Below are 19,852 nucleotides of genomic sequence, written 5' to 3' on the forward strand. Positions count from 1 at the left end.
GTCGGGGAACTCCTCAGTCTTGCCATCAAGCGGAACCCCGCATACGTAACTCTCTTTCCGTTTGCAACCGAGCGTGAACCGATGTCTGCCGCAAAGATAGCGCGACTTGCCGACCGCGGAGTCGTCAGCGTGACCGGCGCCGACAGCGAAAAGCTGCTCCAGGGGCTGGTGACCAACGATCTCCAGGGCCTCGCTGAGGGGGAAGCCCGGCATGCCGCCCTGCTCGCCCCTCAGGGCAAAATTCTTTTCGACTTTTTTATCGTCCGCCACGGCGAGGGCTATCTGCTCGACGTCGCGCGGGCCAAGGCGGCCGAACTCGTCAAGCGGATGGCGATGTATAAACTCCGCGCCGACGTCACGATCACGGATGTTTCGGATTCTTTCAAAGTCTTCGCACTGTGGGGAACTGATTCGAAAATGCTCGCGGAAGGGCGCGGCATTTCGTTCCCGGACCCGCGTCATCGGGGCATCGGCCTAAGACTTTTAGCCAGCCCCCATGAAAATTTTTTGTCGTCCGATGGCGCAGAATCGGAGGGTGATTCGCGCCTCGCCTACGACGCACTTCGCATTGAATACGGAATTCCCGAAGGTGGCAAAGACTACGAATTCGGCGATGCTTATCCGCATGAAGCCGATTTCGATTTGCTCAATGGCGTGTCCTTTACCAAAGGCTGTTTCATCGGGCAGGAAGTGGTCGCGCGGATGCAAAACAAAACACTGGTGCGTAAGCGCGCCGTCAAAATCTCCGCTAACGCGCCGCTGGAACCCAATTTAGAAATTCTTCTCGGCGATATTTCTGTCGGACGTGTCGGAACAGCGGACGGAACAAATGCAATTGCGATGCTTCGGCTGGATCGCGTTATAGAGGCAGAGCAGAAAAGTCTTCCGTTGACGGCGGGCGGAATTGCGATTGCTCCCGATGAGGATGCGATGAACCGCTATCGCTCCGTGGCCGCAGCGCGAGCATCCCAATCGACACGGCCGATATCGTAATGGCGGCGAAAGAGATCCATCGCTGCACGTGGGCCGGCACTGACGCGGACTACATCCGCTACCACGACGAAGAGTGGGGCGTGCCGATGACTGATGATCGTGCGCTGTTTGAAAAGCTTGTGCTGGAAGGCTTTCAAGCGGGCCTGTCGTGGATCACCATTTTGCGCAAGCGCGAGAATTTCCGCGCTGCGTTTCATAATTTCGACGCCGAGCGCATCTCGCGCTACGCGGCGCGCGACGTCGAGCGGTTAATGAAGAACGAAGGCATCATCCGAAACCGCGCCAAGATCGAAGCTACGATCTCGAATGCGCAGGCATTTCTCACATTGTCGGAGCGCGCGCCGTTTTCGCAATATCTATGGGGTTTTCTTGATGGCCGACCTATCGTCAACGAGATAACATCCTCAAAGGACATTCGCACCGAGACCGACGTCTCAAAACGAATGAGCAAGGCTCTGAAGGCCGATGGCTTCCGCTTCGTCGGATCGACCACGCTCTACGCCTTCATGCAGTCGACAGGCATGGTCAACGATCATCTCGTGACGTGCTTTCGATATAATCAGTGCGCGAAGCTTCAAAAGAAACTCAAGATCCCCGGATTATGACGTCATCAAACCAATCGAAACCGCGCGCTTGGCAACGAATGCTCTCCGGCCGGCGACTCGATCTGCTCTCACCCGACCCCAAAGACATCGAGATCGAAGACATTGCACACGGCTTGGCGCGCGTCGCGCGATGGAATGGGCAGACGCAAGGCTCCTATGCATTCTCGGTCGCACAGCATAGCCTTATCGTCACCGACATCGTTCACGCGCTGCAGCCAGAATACGCGCAGAATGAGCTACTTGCAGCGCTTTTGCACGACGCGCCGGAGTACGTCATTGGTGATCTTATTAGTCCGTTCAAAACGGCAATCGGCCTGGACTATAAAGCCTTCGAACACAAACTCCTCCAAGCGATCTATTGCCGGTTCGGAATTCGAGAACTAAGCCTTAGTGCAGCAGGCGCGATTAAACAGGCGGATACGGTTGCGGCCTACTACGAAGCAACTCGTCTAGCGGGCTTCGAAAAGTCGGAAGCGGAAACTTTTTTTGAAATTCCGAATTTACCAACGGAACTTCATAACGCCCTGGCCGTATTAAAACCCGTATCGGCGAGTGATGCCCAAACACTCTTTCTTGCCAAGTTCGCGGAATTGTTGCCGCACTGACAATCTGGCGTTTTTGGGGCTGTTTCGCGGTTTTCATTCAGAGGCTTATCTGAAAATCGCCATGATCGGCGACTAGCTCGCCTCATGGGGAGCACGGGGAAGATACACATGAACATGGAACTTTCTGGCCGGAGAAAACCGACGCCCGACAAGTCTCAGCGAGCTCCTGATGATGAGCAGGACCATGAGCCGTCTGTCGGGATTGGCTTGAACGCGGCGATCGTCGCCGTGTCTGACAATGAGCCTGTGGCGCTGGTCGTCCGTGCCGAGCCGGACAGCATTGGCGCTACGGACATGCTGCCGTACGGGCCATTTAATCCGCGTGCGCATCGCACGCTCGAGAGTGGGCTTAGATCGTGGGTTCAAGACCAAACTGGTCTGGAACTGGGATATGCCGAGCAGCTCTATACCTTCGCCGATCGTGGCCGCCATCCCGAACCGGGTGATACGGCTCCGCATTTCATCTCGATCGGCTATCTCGCCTTAACTCAGGCGATAGGCCACCACGGGCTGACCGATGGGCTGTGGCGTAGCTGGTACCAGTATTTCCCATGGGAAGACTGGCGCCGTGGCCGCCCGGAGATCATCGCCCGGGATATCGAGCCGCGTCTCAAGGCCTGGGCCGAACGGTCGTCCGGCAATGCTGCCACGTCCCAGCCGACGATCGCGCGTGCGGATCGCGCGCGGATCTGCTTCGGTCTCGACGGCACCGCCTGGGACGAAGAGAAAGTGCTTGAGCGGTTCGAGCTGCTTTACGAGGCAGGTCTTGCCGAGGAAGCACTGCGCGACGATCGAGCGGCTGCGCGCGAGTGGACGGATCGTCCCAAACTCGGTCTGCCGATGCAGGCCGATCATCGGCGGATCCTGGCGACGGCGATCAGCCGTACACGCGCCAAGATCAAGTATCGCCCGGTCGTATTCGAACTGATGCCGGACGAGTTCACGCTGTATGAGCTGCAGAAGACCGTGGAAGCCATTCTCGGCCCGCATCTGCATAAGCAGAACTTCCGGCGCCTGGTTGAAGGCGCGGGCCTTGTCGAGCCTACGGGAGACGTCAAGACGCGCACCGGCGGCCGCCCGGCCAAGCTTTTCCGGTTCCGTCGGGAAGTGCTGTTGGAGCGCCCTGCTCCCGGCGTTCGGGTATCAGCGCCGCCAAGCCGGAACTGATCCGACTTTCGTTGCATATCTGGGGCGGAACCCCCGCCCTAGAAATTCGTTCTCAACTCTATTATTTTAAACACGTCCAGGAATGCTCTTTTTGAGCATTCCTGCGTGAGGTGTGCACGGCAGGTTTGCCGGCGCGTTTCGTAAGCTAAATATGCTCTCTTAGAGCATATGTGGAGGGCACGAAGAATGGTTTCTGCGGTTTCGACATTGGCTCCTGCATCCGCTGGGCGCGGAAAGGCCCGGACGCCGTTGGCCTATTCGTGGTCGCCTGCCCTCGAAAAGGAAATGGCGCCGCTTTATGCGCGCGTGAAGCACGTCATCACGCCGATGGAGTGGCCCTACTACGCGCCGCTGATCAAGGCGATCAACGAACTCAAGGTGCAGCGGAACGCTGTCATCCTGGCGCACAACTACATGACGCCGGAGATCTTCCACTGCGTTTCGGATTTCCGCGGCGACTCGCTGCAACTCGCAAAAGAAGCGGCGCGCGTCGACGCAAAGGTGATCGTGCAGGCCGGCGTGCACTTCATGGCGGAAACGTCGAAGCTGTTGTCCCCGGAAAAAACGGTTCTCATACCTGATATGCATGCGGGCTGTTCGCTGGCCTCATCGATCACACCAGAAGACGTTCGCATGCTTCGCGAAGCTTATCCGGGCGTGCCGATCGTGACCTACGTCAACACGTCGGCGGCCGTTAAAGCGGAATGCGATATCACCTGCACATCGGCGAACGCCGTGAAAGTCGTCGAGAGCCTCGGCGTGCCGCGCGTCCTGTGCATACCCGACCAGTATCTGGCGAAATGGGTGCAATCTCAGACCAACGTCGAAGTGATCACGTGGAAAGGTTCGTGCGAGGTGCACGAGCGTTTCACGGGCGAGGAGCTTCAACGCATGCGCGCCGACGAGCCGGGTCTGAAGATCATCGCGCATCCGGAATGCCCGCCCGACGTCATCGCGGCGGCAGACTTCACGGGTTCGACGTCCGGCATGATCAAGTGGGTGAAAGACGAACATCCGCGCAAGGTGATGCTCGTCACAGAATGCTCGATGGCGTCGAATGTGGCCGTTGAGGCGCCGGAGGTCGAGTTCATCCGGCCGTGCAATCTCTGTCCGCACATGAAGCGCATCAGCCTGGAAAACATCTATGACAGCCTCGTGCATATGCAGCATGAGGTGACGGTCGATCCCGATATCGCCGCTCGCGCCCGCCGCGCGGTCGAGCGCATGGTCAATCTGACGAACTGAGCAACGAACTAAGCGCCGGGGTCAACTTCGCCCAGGAGGGCAATTCAATGGCCGCACACAAGAAGCGCTATCCCGTAACGGACTTCAACGGCTTCACGGGAAAGCCCGGACCCGGCGACGTCGCCATTATCGGGGCCGGGCTTGCGGGTCTGTTCACGGCATTGAAGCTCGCGCCGCTGCCGGTAACCGTGATTGCCGCGGCGCCCCTCGGTGAAGGCGCGTCGAGCATGTGGGCGCAAGGCGGCATCGCTGCCGCTGTCGGCGAAGGTGACAGCACGGCAAAGCATGCGGCCGATACGATCGAGGCAGGTGCCGGGATCGTCGATCCGGACGTCGCGCGCCTCGTTGCGGAGGAAGGTCCCGATCGTATTCGCGATCTGCTCGGCTATGGCGTGCCGTTCGATCGCGATCTCGAAGGCCATTACGTGCTTTCGAAGGAAGCAGCACATTCGGAAAAGCGCGTCGTGCGCGTCTCCGGCGATAAGGCGGGCGCGGCGATCATGCAGGCGCTGATCGCAGCGGTTCGCGCGACGCCGTCAATCCGTGTGCTGGAAGGTTACGAAGCTGATGATCTCATCGTCACCGATGGCCGCATCGAAGGCGTTCGGCTGATCCGTCCGACTGCGCTTGGCAATGGCCGCTATGCCTTCGTGCCTGCTTCGGCGGTGGTGCTGGCGACGGGCGGCGTCGGCGCGTTGTTCGCACTGACGACAAACCCGTCCTACGCAAAAGGCGAAGCGCTGGCGATGGCGGCGCGCGCCGGCGCGGTGATTGCCGATCCGGAATTCGTGCAGTTCCATCCGACCGCAATCGACGCGGGCATCGACCCCGCTCCGCTAGCGACGGAAGCATTGCGCGGCGAAGGCGCGACGCTCGTCAATTCGGACGGCGAGCGCTTCATGCTGGCCATTGATCCACGTGGAGAGCTTGCCCCACGAGATGTCGTTGCGCGCGGCGTCTATAACGAACTCGCTGCCGGACGCCGCGTCTATCTCGACTGCCGCGCTGCGATCGGCACGCATTTCGAAAAAGAATTTCCGACCGTCTGGGGACATTGCCAGCGCGCCGGCATTGATCCGTCGAAGGATCTTATTCCGGTTGCACCGGCCGAGCACTATCACATGGGCGGCATTGCAACTGACGTGCGTGGCCGCACGAGCCTTGCGGGTCTTTGGGCCGTCGGCGAGGTTGCATCGACGGGCCTTCACGGCGCCAACCGTCTGGCTTCAAATTCGCTGCTGGAAGCCGTCGTCTTTGGCGCGCGTGTCGCGAACGATATCCGCAAGCTGCTTCCGCATGATCGCGTCGGGCATTTCGTGGTGCCGCACCGCATTCCCGGCAGCGGCCGGGCGGCGGATACTGCCTCGCGGAAAGAAGCGATGCAGACGCTACGTAACATCATGACGACGCACGTTGGCGTTCAACGCTCCAGTCGTGGTCTGAAAAAGGCACTCACCGAACTGAAAGCGCTCGAGACGAGCAACGCCAATGATCGCGTACTATCCAACATGCTGCTGGCCGCGCGATTGATTACGGCGGCAGCGCTGCTTCGCAAGGAGAGCCGTGGCGGCCATTATCGCGTCGACTATCCGCAAACGAATCCAGCTCTGGCGCAGCGTACATTCATAACCCTCGCCGACCTCGATGCGATGGATGACGCCGCAAAACAACGCTCCGAGGCGCCACCGCTCGCCGCATGCTCATGAAGAAAGTCCTGCAAGTTCGCCAATGATGCTTTCCCATAATCTTGTTCTTGCCGCCGTTCGCGCTGCGCTTGCCGAAGATCTCGGCCTCAGCGGCGACATTACAACGAATGCGACCGTCGGTGCCGACGTTCGTGCGGATGCGCTGCTTGTGGCGCGAATGCCCGGCGTCGTTGCAGGGATCGCGCTCGCCGAAGCAGCGTTCCGGGAACTCGATCCAGACTGCAGTTTTGAGGTCGATATTGACGACGGAGCAAGCATCGTTGCCGACGATACTGTTGCCCGGATTAGCGGCAATGCCCGCGCGATTCTCACGGCCGAGCGCGTCGCCCTCAATTTCATGGGCCGAATGTGCGGGATCGCAACACTGACGCGGCGCTATGTCGAAGCGACGGCAGGAACGAAAGCGAAAATCGTCGATACGCGCAAAACAATGCCCGGACTCCGCGTCTTCGAAAAATACGCGGTGCGCTGCGGCGGCGGCCACAATCATCGCTTCGGGCTATTCGACGCCATCCTCATCAAAGACAATCACATCGTCGCCGCCGGTGGTGTCTCCGAGGCGATCAAGGCTGCCCGCAACGCGGCCGGTCATATGACGAAGATCGAAGTCGAAGTCGACACGCTCGATCAGCTTGACGTCGTCATGCGGGAAAAAGTCGATTGCGTGTTGCTCGACAACATGAACCCGCAGGAATTGCGTACGGCCGTGGCGACCGTCGCCGGGCGCTGCCTGACGGAAGCCTCGGGCGGCGTTAACCTCGATACCGTCAAGGAAATTGCCGCAAGCGGCGTCGATTTGATTTCGGTCGGCGCGCTGACGCATTCGGCGCCCGTTCTCGACCTGGGACTTGATTTCATCTCGGCGCCGCAAAAGAGTTCCGGCCGCCCTGCTTGAATTCGCCATAGTCGGCTCGCATCTGGCTGACTGTGGTAGAAACTCTGAGTCTCGGGCGCGGGTTTGGGAGGATCGGCATGTCGATGGCAATGCAATGGATCGTGCTTTGGGGCGGGATCGCAATCGCAGCCTCGGTCTTTGCGGCCGTCCTCGCAGGTATCAAGAATCGCGACCTATCGTACTGGACGGCGTGGAGCTTCCTGGTGCCGCCGTTCGCACTTTGGCTGCTGTTCTTGCCGCGAAACAAGGGCCCGCGGCCGCGCCGGCCGACACTCGATGAAATCGACCGGCACGAAAACGGGCCGCTCTAGGACGCCGCCTGCTCGCGCCGTTTCCTGCGGATCGCTGCCTGCGCGGCGGCCAAACGCGCGATCGGCACGCGATACGGCGAACATGACACGTAATCGAGATTGACCGTTTCGAAGAAATAGATCGACCTCGGGTCGCCGCCGTGTTCGCCGCAAATGCCGGTCTTGAGGCCCGGCTTGACGGACCGGCCGCGATCGACACCGATTTTCACCAATTCGCCGACGCCGAGTTGATCGATCGAAACGAACGGATCGGTCGTGATCACTTCGTGTTCAAGGTAGTTCGATAGAATTGGCGCGGCGTCATCGCGCGACAGGCCCAGGACAGTCTGCGTCATGTCATTGGTGCCGAACGAGAAGAAGTCGGCCCCCTTCTCGCCTGCAGCGATATCGGCGGCGCGCAACGCCGCGCGAGGCAACTCAATCATCGTGCCGACGTCGTAGGGAATGGTGACGCCCGTCTCCTGTTCCACGGCCTTTGCAGTCGCCGTGATGACGTCGCGCAGAATATCGAGCTCGCGACGATAGGCGATGAACGGGATCATGATTTCGGGATGGACCGCGTCGCCCATTTTCTTCTGCGCATTGATCGCCGCTTCGAAGATAGCGCGCGTTTGCATGCGCGTAATCTCGGGAAACTTGATGCCGAGACGGCAGCCACGGAACCCAAGCATCGGGTTGAATTCCTCAAGCTCGGCGACGCGGGCTTTCAGGCGCATCAGATCCATGCCCAACGCGGCCGCGACCTGCGCGGCCTCGCGATCTTCGTGCGGCAGGAATTCGTGCAGCGGTGGATCGAGCAAGCGGATTGTGACTGGCAGGCCCGCCATAATCTCGAACAGCTCTTCGAAGTCGGCGCGCTGGACGGGAAGCAGCTTGTCGAGCGCCTGCTGGCGACCCTCTTCGTCTTCGGCGCAAATCATCTCGCGGACGGCAAGAATGCGCTTTTCCTCGAAGAACATATGCTCGGTCCGGCAGAGGCCAATACCTTCGGCGCCGAACGAGCGGGCCTGGCGGGCATCGCGGGGCGTGTCGGCGTTGGTGCGCACTTTCATGCGCCGCGTCTTGTCCGCCCACTCCATGACGGTCGCGAACGTGCCTGAAAGCTGCGGCGGCAGCATCTTGGCTTTGCCCGCGTAGACGCGACCGGAGCTGCCGTCGATCGAGATGATGTCGCCGGATTTGAAGATGCGCGCGCCTGCCCTCATGGTGCCGGCGTTGGCGTCGATGCGAAGGGTTCCGGCGCCGGAGACGCATGGCCGGCCCATGCCACGCGCGACGACGGCGGCGTGGCTTGTCATGCCGCCTCGCGCCGTCAAAACCCCGACAGCTGCGTGCATGCCGTGAACGTCTTCGGGGCTCGTCTCGGAGCGCACGAGGATGACGTCGCGGCCCTTAGCCTTCAGCGCTTCGGCCATTTCAGAATGGAAAACGATTTCTCCGGATGCGGCACCAGGAGACGCAGGCAAGCCTTTGGCGATCAGGTCATGATCAGCCGACGGGTCGATCGCGGGATGCAGCAATTGATCGAGCTGCGCGGGCTCGACGCGCAGAATGGCTTCATCCTGTGAGATCAGGCCTTCTGCCGCAAGATCGACGGCAACGCGCAACGCGGCTTCCGTCGTGCGCTTGCCGGAGCGCGTCTGCAGAATCCAGAGCCTGCCGATCTGGACAGTGAACTCGACGTCCTGCATGTCGCGATAATGGCGTTCCAGGCGGTCGAAGATGTTCTTGAGTTCGGCAAAGACGTCCGGCATCGCGACTTCGAGCGACGTCTCGGCCTCACCGGCTGCGCTCTTTTTCGTTAGCGCATGCGGGGTACGAATGCCGGCGACGACATCTTCACCCTGGGCATTGGGAAGATACTCGCCGAAGATTTCCTTCTCGCCCGTCGATGGGTTTCGCGTGAAGGCGACGCCCGTCGCTGAGTTGTCACCCAGGTTGCCGAACACCATTGCCTGAACGGTGACGGCCGTCCCCCAATCCTCAGGAATGTCATGCAGCCGGCGATACGTCTCCGCGCGTGGATTGTCCCAGGAATTGAAGACTGCGGCGATGGCGCCCCAGAGCTGCTCGCTGGTGTCCTGCGGAAACGGCGCGCCGTGCTCGCGCTCGATCGCAGCCTTATAGTCGGCGATGATTTCGTGCCAGGCTTCGGCGTCGAGGTCGGTGTCGGCGGCGAATCCGTTCAGGTTCTTGAAATTTTCGAGAATATCTTCGAACGCGCCGTGATCGACGCCAAGGACGACGTCGCCGTACATTTGAATAAAGCGGCGATAGCTGTCGAACGCGAAGCGCGGATCGCCGGTCAGCGCGGCGAGCCCTTCGACCGTTTTATCGTTCAAGCCGAGATTGAGGATCGTATCCATCATGCCGGGCATCGACGCGCGCGAGCCGGAGCGGACGGAAACGAGCAGCGGCCGCGCCTCGTCGCCGAATTTGGCCGACACGGTCTCGCCGACGGCGTCGAGCGCCTGGAGCACCTCGCCTTTCAGCTCTTCCGGCAGCTGGTGGCCTGCGGCAAAGAAAGCCTTACAAACCTCGGTCGTGATCGTGAATCCGGGCGGCACTGGGAGGTCGAGGGCCGCCATCTCGGCAAGATTGGCACCCTTGCCGCCCAGCAGTTCGGACATCTCGGCGCTGCCTTCGGCCTTTCCAGGCACGAAAGCGTAAACCCATTTCTTTTTGCCGTCGGCGTTCGGCTGTGCCATCAGACCTCCGATGCGGTCTTTTTGCTGCCCATCATTCCTTTCAGGAGTGATGGGCGTCAGGGAGAGGTGCCATAGCAAATGAGGCCCCGCATTCCTAGCGCCGCCTGATCCTGCCCCGCTGGCAACACGTCGGAAAGTCTATCGCAATGAGCAAGCTCGAAACCGTTCTCGATACCTTGGGCCAGTCAAAATCGGCCGGACTTGACCGTTTGTTCGAGCTTCTGCGCATCGACAGCATCTCGACCGATCCTGGCCACAAGGCGAGTTGCCTCAGGGCTGCGGAATGGTGCGCGGCGACGCTAAAAGACATCGGCTTTGCGGAAGCTAAGGTTGTGCCGACAAGCGGCCATCCGATGGTTGTGGCGCATGACCGGCCGAAGCGTGACCCCAACATGCCGCACGTCCTGTTCTACGGACATTACGACGTGCAGCCGCCGGATCCTCTCGACCTCTGGAAAACGCCGCCGTTCGAGCCGCGGATCGAGAACGATCCGGTCAACGGCGAGGTGATCGTGGCGCGCGGCGCAGAAGACAACAAAGGTCAGCTCATGACCTTTTTCGAAGCGGCGCGGGCCTGGAAGAAAGTCGCGGGCGAATTGCCGATCGCAGTTTCGGTGTTGATCGAGGGCGAAGAAGAGTGCGGCTCGCCGTCGCTGCCGGCGTTCCTCGCCGCGCATGGCGATGAACTCAAGGCTGACCTCGTGCTCGTCTGCGACACCGGACAATGGGACAAGGACACCCCTGCCATCACGACGATGCTGCGCGGACTTGTCGGCGACGAACTCGTTATTACCGGACCGACGCGCGATCTGCATTCGGGCATCTACGGCGGCCCCGTCGCGAACCCCATTCGCGTGCTGGCGAAGGTGATGGCCGCACTCCACGACGATACTGGCAAAATTGCCGTTCCTGGATTCTACGACGGCGTTCAAGAGCCGACAGCAGAGCAGCTCGTGCAGTGGCAGGCGCTTGGCGTGCGCGCGCAGTCCTTCCTCGGCTCGGTTGGCTTGTCAGTGCCTGCAGGTGAGAATGGCCGCTCCGTCATTGAGCAACTGTGGTCCCGCCCGACGCTTGAATTCAACGGCGTGACGGGCGGCTACCAGGGCATCGGCTCGAAGACCGTGATCCCGGCGAAAGCCTCGGTGAAGATCACGTGCCGATTGGTGTCCGGCCAAGATCCCGAGCACGTCATGAAATCGATCCGCGATTACGTCGCGACGCTTCTTCCAGCCGACTGTAAGGCGACCTGGCTCGGCCATCACGGCTCGGGCGCGATCATGTTCGATACCAACGACCCAACGATGCGTGCGGCGGCCAAGGCGCTGGAAGAAGAATGGGGCAAGCCCACGGTGCTGATGGGCAGCGGCGCCTCGATCCCGATTGTCTCTTCGTTCCGCGATGCGCTTGGCATGGACAGCCTGATGGTCGGCTTCGGATTGGACGACGACCGCATTCATTCGCCCAACGAGAAATACAATATCCGAAGCTTCGAGAAGGGTGCGCGGAGCTGGGCGCGTATTCTTGCAGCGCTCGCCAAACCTGGCGCGTGAGATTGCCTAAATCGTCCGCCAACGCCGCATATTGCGTGCGATGTCAGAGAAAGAGAAATGCTCAAACCTCATTTATTTCTGACGGTTTTGGTGCTCGTGGCTCTCGGCGCTTACTTTGCCCACTTTATGAGCGAGCGGCCCCAGGTATATCCGTTGCCCAGCCGCACCGCCGACGGTGGCAAAGGAACAACAGGGTCCAGCGCCGGTACGAGCGGCAACGGAAATTCCAATCGCTCTGGTGGCGATGCGCGACGCGGATCGTTCGCCAACAAACAGGCGTACAACGACGACGACCGTTGGAACGAGAACTCCGACGACGACAGCGACCAGCGAAACGTTCCGGGCCAGTTCGATTACTACGCGCTGGTTCTCTCATGGAGCCCGACCTACTGCTCCGACCAGGGACGCGATGACGACACGCAGTGCAATCGCCGCGACGGCCGTCGCTATTCGTTCGTGTTGCATGGTCTCTGGCCGCAGTACGACAGCGGCTATCCGTCGAACTGCCGCCTTCCGAGGCGGCCGTTCGTGCCTGATCCCGTGATCAACAACATGCTCGACATTATGCCGAGCCGTGGCTTGGTCATTCACGAGTACCGCGCCCACGGGACATGCTCGGGTCTCAACCCGATGCAGTACTTCGCGCTGGCACGCCGCCTGTTCGACGGCATCAACATTCCTGAGCGCTTCAACAATCCGTTCGAGTCGCAGATACTGTCGGCGGCCGACGTCAAACGGGTCTTCCTGCAGGCCAACCCTCAATTCAGTCCCGATATGATGACCGTCGTCTGCGGCGGCGCAGGCGGCATGCTGCGGGAAGTGCGGCTTTGCCTGACAAAGGACGGCGCACCGCGCCGTTGCGGCCAGAACGAAACGCGACGCAATCTCTGCACGGCCAACCAAGTCTTCGTGCCGCCAGCCCGCTCGACGGCGCGCAACTGGCAGAACCAACAGCAGATCCAGTTGCCGACGCCCCCGGGAAACAATGCGCAAGGCGCCGACCATCTGCCGGGGCCGCAGATGAATTACAATTACGGGCGCAGCACGCAGTGAAGCTTCGAAGATCGTGTGATCGGTGTCAGGCGACCTTGCGAATGCGCTCAGGCCGCCAAGAGCGCGGTGCATCGGCGATCCAGCCGACGCTGGTGGGCGCCCGCAGCGATTCGATCGCCATAGGATTGATGCTCCAGCCGCCGGAAATCGCGGAGACGTGCTCTTCTGTCGGATAGAGTTGTAGCTCGCCGCCGAGGTCCCCGTGGCGGTCGCGGATGCCTCTGATTTCGATGAACGACAGGCCGAGCTGGCGTTCTTCTTGCGACAGCTTGCCGGCATTCCAGATCACGCCCCCATCGCCAACCGCAAAGGCACGGACGCGCCGGCCCTTTTCAAAGCGCGCCCAGGCGTAAAAGTCGATGATCGGGAACGACGCGAAATACTGAACGGCCGGGAATTCGATCGCGAGATGCCGAAGCAGCGGCGTCATCTTATCGATAAACGACTCACTGGACGGAATAGGAAGCGACTCGGCAGCGACGAGCGTCCAGCCCTTGATCGGCGGGGCGATGAAAACGAGCCCGTTCGAGATCTCCGAATCGTAAATTGCGCCGACACCGGAATTCCAGTTGGCGGGCCGAAGCTGGACAAGTCCGAGTGCTGTTGCCACGGCCGCCGGATCATTCGATTTGATCGCAAGCCAAGCCATATCGTGTCCGAAGGCGCGTGGACGGTCTGGATTATCGGCTAGGCGAACATGATGCGGCACGAGCCGCGGCACGATGATGGTCGCGGCGGCAATAGTGGTCAGAAAAACGAGAGCAACGACCGTTAGAAGCACGGACCGGACCGCACGATGCCAGAAATCTCACTACAACCTCTGAGCTGAGTTGTGGCAATTCTCAAGCGGCCTTGAGCAATTCGCTTGGTGAAAACATTATCTGCATAAAGAGCAATCCCGCCACAAAATGGAACCGGAGCCCTGAGGAAGGCTCCGGCCATCTGCGACGGGATTAGGGTCTGTTTTACTTACGTAATTACGGGAGGTTTACGCCAGCCGTGAAGACGAAACGCGAGTCGGCCAGATTGTTATCAAAGCCGTCAGCAGCGTTCTTGCTGATGTTTGTATCCCAGTACCGGAAGTCCATGAAGTACTTGTCGACCGACAGCTTCAGACCGGCGTTCCAGTAGGTGTAATCCTTCTGGCCCAGACCGACGCCGATGAAGTCGGCGCTCGTGGAAGACATGCCGGTATCGGTATAACCGACGACACCGCTGACAACCGGTGTGAACATGTAGAAGTTCGGCAGCGTGTAGGACGCGTTGCCTTCGATCGTCCAGGTTTCGTTGTAGTTGCCGCCCTGATCAGGCGTGTAGTACAGCGTGAGACCGGTCGTAAGGTTGGTGATCGGCGTGATAGAGGCCGCGGCTTTAAGTTCGAGGTAGTCGCCGTTGCTCGAGCCGGGGATCGAGTTGTTCGGATACGTATAGTACAGGATACCGAAGTCCCAGCTGACCGGACCAGTCACAGGACGGACGCCTGCGTACATATCCAACTCGAACGGGCCGAACGGATCGGCGATGTTCGAACCCCAGAAATCCAAGTACCAGGTCAGGTTCGGATTGCCGTAGGTGAATTCGATAAACGGCTGGAAGGCCGGATCTTCGTTCGTGAACGAGATACCACGGAACATGTAGTCCGAGGTGCCCGAGATGGTGATCGAGTAGCCGAACTTGTTCGCCCCATCGTCATCGGCGAGCGCTGCCGTCGACATGCCCAGCGCGGCGACAGCCGCCACGCCTGCAGCGCCCAAGAAACTTCTGATATTCTTCATAAGACAACCCCCGTCCCAGATCTGCGGCTCGCAACACCCGCTCTATTGCGGACAACGCGACTCTCAACCGCTCTGAGATTAGGAAAACTTTTTTGATGGGACCGCACAAGCGATTAGGAGCAACACTGTGTGACTTGCCAGGCGTATGTTACCTGTGTGCAACGCTGCCGAGAGAAGAAGCCTGAGCGTTGTCGATATGCCTTGAAATTAAGCACATCGGTGCTGCGGCAAAAGCCAACTTAAAGGCACCTTGCAAAAAGCAAAAGCAAATTGAACACCAAATGAGAAACTATCTGAACACGCTTCGTCATGACGTCTCGTCAGGAATCATCTGTGGCAGTTACAACGCACTCAGTTTCGCTCGCACATAAGCCGTCAAAGACATGAATCACCCCGACAAGCCCCCCGGTACCGTCCTCATTACAGGCGCGGCGCGGCGCATTGGACGTGCGCTCGCCCTCGATCTTTCGCGTGCGGGATGGACGATTGCGATTCATTACCGGAATTCGGCGCCAGCGGCCCTGCTGCTGGTCGAAGAGATCGAGTCGGCGGGAGGTCACGCCCAAGCCTTTCAAGCTGACCTGATCGACGCGGAAGCGCCGCGCGCTCTCGTCTCCAACGTCAAAGCCGTGTTCGGTCCTCCGACGGTGCTCATTAATAACGCGTCCGAGTTTCTTCCCGACACCGTCCAGAGTCTCGATAACGAGACCTGGGACCTTCACCTCGGCATCAATCTCAAGGCGCCGGTGTTCTTGGCGCAGGCCATCGCTGCCGGCTTGCCCGAGGGCTGCGAAGGAAACATCATCAACATCATCGACCAGCGCGTTTGGAATCTGACGCAGGACTTCTTTTCCTACACGATCTCGAAAGCTGGTCTCTGGACGGCGACGCGAACGCTGGCGCAAGCGCTCGCGCCTCGGGTTCGCGTGAACGCCATCGGTCCCGGCCCCGTTTTGCGCAGTATTCACCAGACGGACGATGATTTCGAGCGCGAGAGCCGATCGACACTGCTCGGGCGCGGCGCCTCTACGGATGAGATCGCCGCCGCCGTGCGATTCATTCTTGCGACGCCGTCCCTCACCGGCCAGATGATCGCCCTCGACGGCGGACAACATCTGACTTGAGGCACAAATAAGCCCGTCGTTGCGCGGCAATGTCCCAGCCCCGCCGCAATGTCACCGCGCGCTGTTCTCATTACTGCCCAAATACTTGGCGACCTTTGAATCGGGTCCAAATGGGGGGCTCATAAACACTTTTTTAACGTTAAGCGCCTACGAACGTTAATAGTTCTGTTGGGCGCCTCGACAGGGGGTGCCGCGTGCAAATGGGTGTAACCATGCTTCGCCGCGTTCGGACGCCTTTTGCGTTCGCTTTGGCTGCAGCCGTGACACTGGCTGCCATGTCGCTGCCTGTAAAGGCTGCGGGACTTCCTCAGGTCGAGATCAGCGCAAGGAACAAGGTCCCGGTGTGCGCCACGCCCGGACGCTTGATGGGCTTTCTCGAAAGCCGCAATCGCGATCTCGATCCGAAATTTCAGACGATCGCCGCTGATTACATGCGGATCGGCAACGAGCTTAAAATTCGCTGGGATATCGCTTTCTTCCAGATGATGCTCGAAACCGGCAACCTGACGTTCAAAGGCGACGTCAAGGCGACGCAAAACAACTTCGCCGGCATGGGCGCCACGGGCAAGAATGTTCCCGGCGAAAGCTTTCCGAATGTCGCGACGGGCGTCGAAGCCCATCTGCAGCATCTCTTGATGTACGCCGGCGAACACATCGACAATCCGGTCGCCGAGCGCACGCGAAAGGTTCAGGAGTGGGGTATTCTGACGGACTGGCAGAAATCACTGCACGGTCCTGTCACCTACGATCAGCTTGCAAAGCAATGGGCGCCCGGCTCGCGGCGCTACAGCCGCGAAATCGCAGGACTCGTCGAAGCATTCTACGGCAGCCCATGCCGCGGCCCCGATCCGCAGCCTGAACTGATGGCCCTCGCCCAGCCGGGCGGCGGCACGAAGGTTGCCGCGCAGACGCCGCCTGCGGACACCACGTCAACGCAAGTCGCCTCGGCCGACGACAGCTCGGCTAACACGGGTCCCTATATTTCCGGCGCAGCACTCGCCAAGCGCGCGGTAGAAGAAGCGCGGAAATCCGGTTCGTTCGAGCGTTCTGGCCTCGGCGCTGAATCGCTGATCCCGCCGTCGGTTAATGCACCCGCCGTCGGCGAACCGGCCGCCAACACGCCCACAACGTCGTTCAAGGTCATCAACGCCTCGACTTCGTCCGACGATGAAGCCGCGACTGCTGATACCTCCGCTCAGGTCGAGCCGTTGAAGTCGAAGACGAACAAGAAGCAGTCTGCTGCCGCGAAAGTGTCTGGCGGAACCAAGACCGCAATGATGATCCCGGCTGCAGGCGTAAAGCCGAAGTGCAAAGTCTGGACGGCGAGCTACGGCGGCGGCCACTCGGTCATTATCCGCGCCAAAGCGGATGCGCAGGAAAATTATACGGTACTTGACGTCAACGAAGGCTCCGAAAAGCGCGAGGCTGCAGCCTACATTGCGGCGTACGCGAAGGGCGGCGTGACCGTTGGCGAATATTCGAACCCATCGCAAGCCCTCGATAAGGCCTTCGAACTCTGCCCTGACGGTTGATCGCAAAGAGAAACCGTCGCAGAGGGCCTTATTTGATGGCGACACCAAAGCCGCTTCCATTCCGGAATCTAACCGCCGCCCTGGCATCGGCACTGTTCGTCCTGACGACGAGCGGTGCCAAAGCCGCGCCTCCGATCAGGACGAGTGCGCAAAATCAGGTTCCGGCCTGCGTCACTCCGGAACGCCTCATGGCTTTTGTGGCCGAGCGCAATCCGCACGTTGACCCGCGCTTCCGCGAAATCGCGCGCTGGTACAAATATTTCGGCGAAGGCTGGCACGTGCGGTGGGACTATGCGTTCTATCAGATGGTGCTGGAGACGAACTATCTGTCCTATCGCCGGGGCGATGGGCAGCGCGGCGACGTTCGTGAAAACCAAAACAATTTTGCAGGCATCGGCGCGACCGGCGGCGGCGTGCGCGGCGAGCGCTTCGCGGATGTGAAGACCGGCGTACACGCGCAGATTCAGCATCTCGTCGCCTATTCGGGCGAACGTCTCGCGGCGCCGGTTGCCAAGCGGACGCGCGAAAATCAAGACGACATCATCAAACTCGCCCAACGGCTCGGACGGCCGGTGACGTTCGGCGATCTCGCACGCCGATGGGCAGCGGACCGCGCTTACGGCAAATCGATCGACATCGTCGCCGGGTTGTTCCGTTCACGCTATTGCGACCAGCCGGCGCAAGCAGCGGAAAGCGATGTACCGCCGCCTGCACCGTTACAGATCCGGCGTGAATGGCGGTATCCGTTCCGGCCACCGTCCGGACTTGGCGGACCGGTGCCCGAAGACGACAGCGCCGGCCCCGAGATCCCGCCCTTGGGCGCGAAATCGAAGAAACAACCGGCTGCACCGGTCCATCATGCCCGTCCCGCCGCAGTCGCTCCGAAAAAGCCCGCGGTGAAAACGCCGAAACATGCACTGAAAAAAGCGAAAGTTCGCAAACTAGCGCGCAAGGCGAAAAAGACTTCGCGTGTCACGGCCGCGGCTCATACTTCGACCTCGGCTTGGGTTTCGACAATCTCAGCGGCGCACGAGACGACCGTCGCTAAGGAAGGAGCAGTAGCTGCACCAGCCGTTGCTCAGGCCGCACCGGCCGCGGAACAAGTTGCAGAGAACAGCGAAAGCTCAAGTTTCCTGCCTTGGCTGCCGACGTTTCGCATCGCGCCGGAACCGCCCCAGCCGTCACGTCTCGGCGGTCCGCTCCCGGCGGAGCTTGGTGCCGCGGCGAAGGCCGCGGAAAACGCGCCCGCAGCACACTGCAAGGTTCTGACAGCGAGCTACGGCGGCAAGAAAACACTGCTGATCCGCTCACGCTCCGGCGATGAAGTTCAATATACGGCGCTGACGATCATGGACGGTTTCGAAAAGCCGATGTTCGAAGCCTACGCCCGCACGGAAGCGGTCGGTGCCGAGATCGTCGGCGAATATGCGTCACCGGAATCGGCGCTGATCGACGCCAAGGTCAATTGTCCTGAGGACAAGTGAGGCGCCGTTCGCGCGCCCGTTTTAAGGCGTCGATGTCGGCGCGAGATACTTAAGCGCGGCGGTCGATGCCGCGCCGCCGATGACGCAGGGAATGCCCACCTCAACCTGTCCCAACGCACCGGCAGCGACACAGCCGAGCGCCAGCACAGTCTGCCCGGCCTGACCCCACCAGTTGTAATTGCGAAGGCTCTCGGGACCCTGGGCTTTGAGCTGATCGATCGACGCCAGCGCATCCTTGCGCAGTTTGGCGAGTTCATAGGACTCGGCCGCGTCGATCACTTCGGCAAGCGGCTTGCGCAGTTTGGGATCGACGTCGGCCGAAATCTTTTTCAACATTCGCAGCAAATCATCGTTGCGGGCGGCGTTCTGCGCCAGCGTCCACTTCGCCATCGCGCCGATTGTCAGATAATCGACCTTGTCCTTATCGAGCGATAATTCGAGTGCGGTAACGATGCGCCGGACTGGGGCTTCCCAGCCGGTCGCAAAGTAATAGCCCCAGTTCAAATCGATGACGCTGGAGTCATCCTTGATCGACATCTCCGTCAGCGTCGGCTTATTGCCGTAGAGATACTTTTCGATCAGCACTCTGCGGGCAGGCATACGCTCGACGTATTTCTTCAGGGTATCGCGCCAACGCGGCAGGCCGGAATACGCGATGCCCTTGATCACGAGCACCTGATCTTCCGGCGGGAGCGGAAACATCTTCGTTATCAGTTCGTCGGCGATCCGTGGGTTAGCGCCCAGCACGCCGGCGACGAAGCCGATGTAGACGCCGGACTGATCGGTATCTCTCGTCACGCCGAAATCCGACATTGCCTTCACGGCTTGCGGCAGGCGTTGAGGATCAGGATTCTTGCGGTAATCGTTGATCCACTTGAGAAGCTCTTGCGAATTCTCAAACGGCTTCGAGGCCTTGCCCTTTGTACGTTTTGCGTGCGCGGGATCTTTCGCGGGCCTCGACAGCGTGAAGTCTTGCACTTTCACGGGCCTCGCCGTCGCAAATGCCGGCAGGACAATGAGGTAGCTTAAGCCAAGAATGGCGATGACGCGACGCATGACACCCCCCTCGGCGCATCGTTGTTCCCTGAACTTTCAATGA

17 protein-coding genes are annotated in these 19,852 nt (G+C 60.2%); 13 read left to right on the plus strand and 4 right to left on the minus strand.

Features of this window, described 5'->3' with window-relative positions; all coding sequences use genetic code 11:
- Nucleotides 1-81 precede the first annotated feature (81 nt).
- The 8 genes from HYPMC_RS13785 to HYPMC_RS13820 all read left to right on the plus strand — a co-directional run bounded on the left by HYPMC_RS13785 (nt 82) and on the right by HYPMC_RS13820 (nt 7,527).
- Nucleotides 82-993: a folate-binding protein YgfZ gene (locus HYPMC_RS13785; RefSeq protein ID WP_013948586.1), complete on the plus strand. Its 912-nt coding sequence runs from the start codon at nt 82-84 to the stop codon at nt 991-993.
- Nucleotides 993-1,598, plus strand: a complete 606-nt coding sequence (locus HYPMC_RS13790; protein WP_013948587.1) for a DNA-3-methyladenine glycosylase I — start codon at nt 993-995, stop codon at nt 1,596-1,598. The genes HYPMC_RS13785 and HYPMC_RS13790 overlap by 1 nt, the downstream gene beginning before the upstream one ends.
- On the plus strand, nt 1,595-2,203 hold the full coding sequence (locus HYPMC_RS13795; protein ID WP_013948588.1) for a YfbR-like 5'-deoxynucleotidase: 609 nt from the start codon (nt 1,595-1,597) through the stop codon (nt 2,201-2,203). The genes HYPMC_RS13790 and HYPMC_RS13795 overlap by 4 nt, the downstream gene beginning before the upstream one ends.
- Nucleotides 2,204-2,311: 108 nt before the next feature.
- Nucleotides 2,312-3,370, plus strand: a complete 1,059-nt coding sequence (locus tag HYPMC_RS13800) for an NAD regulator (RefSeq protein ID WP_013948589.1) — start codon at nt 2,312-2,314, stop codon at nt 3,368-3,370.
- Between the two features lie 186 nt (nt 3,371-3,556).
- Complete coding sequence (gene nadA, locus HYPMC_RS13805) at nt 3,557-4,615, plus strand: quinolinate synthase NadA (protein WP_013948590.1); 1,059 nt, start codon at nt 3,557-3,559, stop codon at nt 4,613-4,615.
- A 47-nt stretch (nt 4,616-4,662) separates the two neighbouring features.
- On the plus strand, nt 4,663-6,321 hold the full coding sequence (locus tag HYPMC_RS13810) for an L-aspartate oxidase (protein WP_013948591.1): 1,659 nt from the start codon (nt 4,663-4,665) through the stop codon (nt 6,319-6,321).
- Nucleotides 6,322-6,343: 22 nt separating this feature from the next.
- Nucleotides 6,344-7,216 carry a carboxylating nicotinate-nucleotide diphosphorylase gene (gene nadC, locus HYPMC_RS13815; RefSeq protein ID WP_013948592.1) on the plus strand — a complete coding sequence of 291 codons (873 nt, stop codon included), beginning with the start codon at nt 6,344-6,346 and terminating at the stop codon, nt 7,214-7,216.
- A 77-nt stretch (nt 7,217-7,293) separates the two neighbouring features.
- Nucleotides 7,294-7,527, plus strand: coding sequence for a hypothetical protein (locus HYPMC_RS13820; RefSeq protein WP_013948593.1), 234 nt, complete (start codon nt 7,294-7,296; stop codon nt 7,525-7,527).
- On the opposite strand, the gene ppdK is transcribed toward HYPMC_RS13820, so the two are convergent.
- On the minus strand, nt 7,524-10,235 hold the full coding sequence (ppdK, locus tag HYPMC_RS13825) for a pyruvate, phosphate dikinase (protein ID WP_013948594.1): 2,712 nt from the start codon (nt 10,233-10,235) through the stop codon (nt 7,524-7,526). The genes HYPMC_RS13820 and ppdK overlap by 4 nt on opposite strands.
- A gap of 146 nt (nt 10,236-10,381) precedes the next feature.
- On the opposite strand from ppdK, the gene HYPMC_RS13830 reads away from it, so the two are divergent.
- Complete coding sequence (locus HYPMC_RS13830; protein WP_013948595.1) at nt 10,382-11,785, plus strand: dipeptidase; 1,404 nt, start codon at nt 10,382-10,384, stop codon at nt 11,783-11,785.
- 57 nt (nt 11,786-11,842) lie between these two features.
- Nucleotides 11,843-12,838: a ribonuclease T2 gene (locus HYPMC_RS13835; protein ID WP_013948596.1), complete on the plus strand. Its 996-nt coding sequence runs from the start codon at nt 11,843-11,845 to the stop codon at nt 12,836-12,838.
- A 25-nt stretch (nt 12,839-12,863) separates the two neighbouring features.
- Here HYPMC_RS13835 and HYPMC_RS13840 read toward each other — a convergent pair whose 3' ends face one another.
- Together HYPMC_RS13840 and HYPMC_RS13845 are read right to left on the minus strand one after the other, a co-directional pair.
- On the minus strand, nt 12,864-13,619 hold the full coding sequence (locus HYPMC_RS13840; RefSeq protein WP_013948597.1) for a hypothetical protein: 756 nt from the start codon (nt 13,617-13,619) through the stop codon (nt 12,864-12,866).
- 196 nt (nt 13,620-13,815) lie between these two features.
- A complete protein-coding gene (locus HYPMC_RS13845; protein WP_013948598.1) occupies nt 13,816-14,613 on the minus strand; it encodes a TorF family putative porin in 798 nt (265 codons plus the stop codon).
- Nucleotides 14,614-14,996: 383 nt separating this feature from the next.
- On the opposite strand from HYPMC_RS13845, the gene HYPMC_RS13850 reads away from it, so the two are divergent.
- From HYPMC_RS13850 to HYPMC_RS23745, 3 genes are all read left to right on the plus strand, one after another.
- The gene (locus HYPMC_RS13850) at nt 14,997-15,737 is read left to right on the plus strand and encodes an SDR family oxidoreductase (protein ID WP_013948601.1); all 741 of its coding nucleotides are present in this window, start codon (nt 14,997-14,999) and stop codon (nt 15,735-15,737) included.
- Between the two features lie 212 nt (nt 15,738-15,949).
- Nucleotides 15,950-17,269 carry a glucosaminidase domain-containing protein gene (locus HYPMC_RS13855; protein ID WP_155831352.1) on the plus strand — a complete coding sequence of 440 codons (1,320 nt, stop codon included), beginning with the start codon at nt 15,950-15,952 and terminating at the stop codon, nt 17,267-17,269.
- 35 nt (nt 17,270-17,304) lie between these two features.
- The gene (locus HYPMC_RS23745; RefSeq protein ID WP_013948603.1) at nt 17,305-18,753 is read left to right on the plus strand and encodes a glucosaminidase domain-containing protein; all 1,449 of its coding nucleotides are present in this window, start codon (nt 17,305-17,307) and stop codon (nt 18,751-18,753) included.
- Between the two features lie 21 nt (nt 18,754-18,774).
- On the opposite strand, the gene HYPMC_RS13865 is transcribed toward HYPMC_RS23745, so the two are convergent.
- Entirely contained in the window at nt 18,775-19,809 is a 1,035-nt protein-coding gene (locus HYPMC_RS13865) for a hypothetical protein (protein ID WP_013948604.1), read from the minus strand.
- Nucleotides 19,810-19,852 lie beyond the last annotated feature (43 nt).

Origin of the sequence: Hyphomicrobium sp. MC1 (genome assembly GCF_000253295.1) — a bacterium.
Lineage (GTDB): Bacteria > Pseudomonadota > Alphaproteobacteria > Rhizobiales > Hyphomicrobiaceae > Hyphomicrobium_B.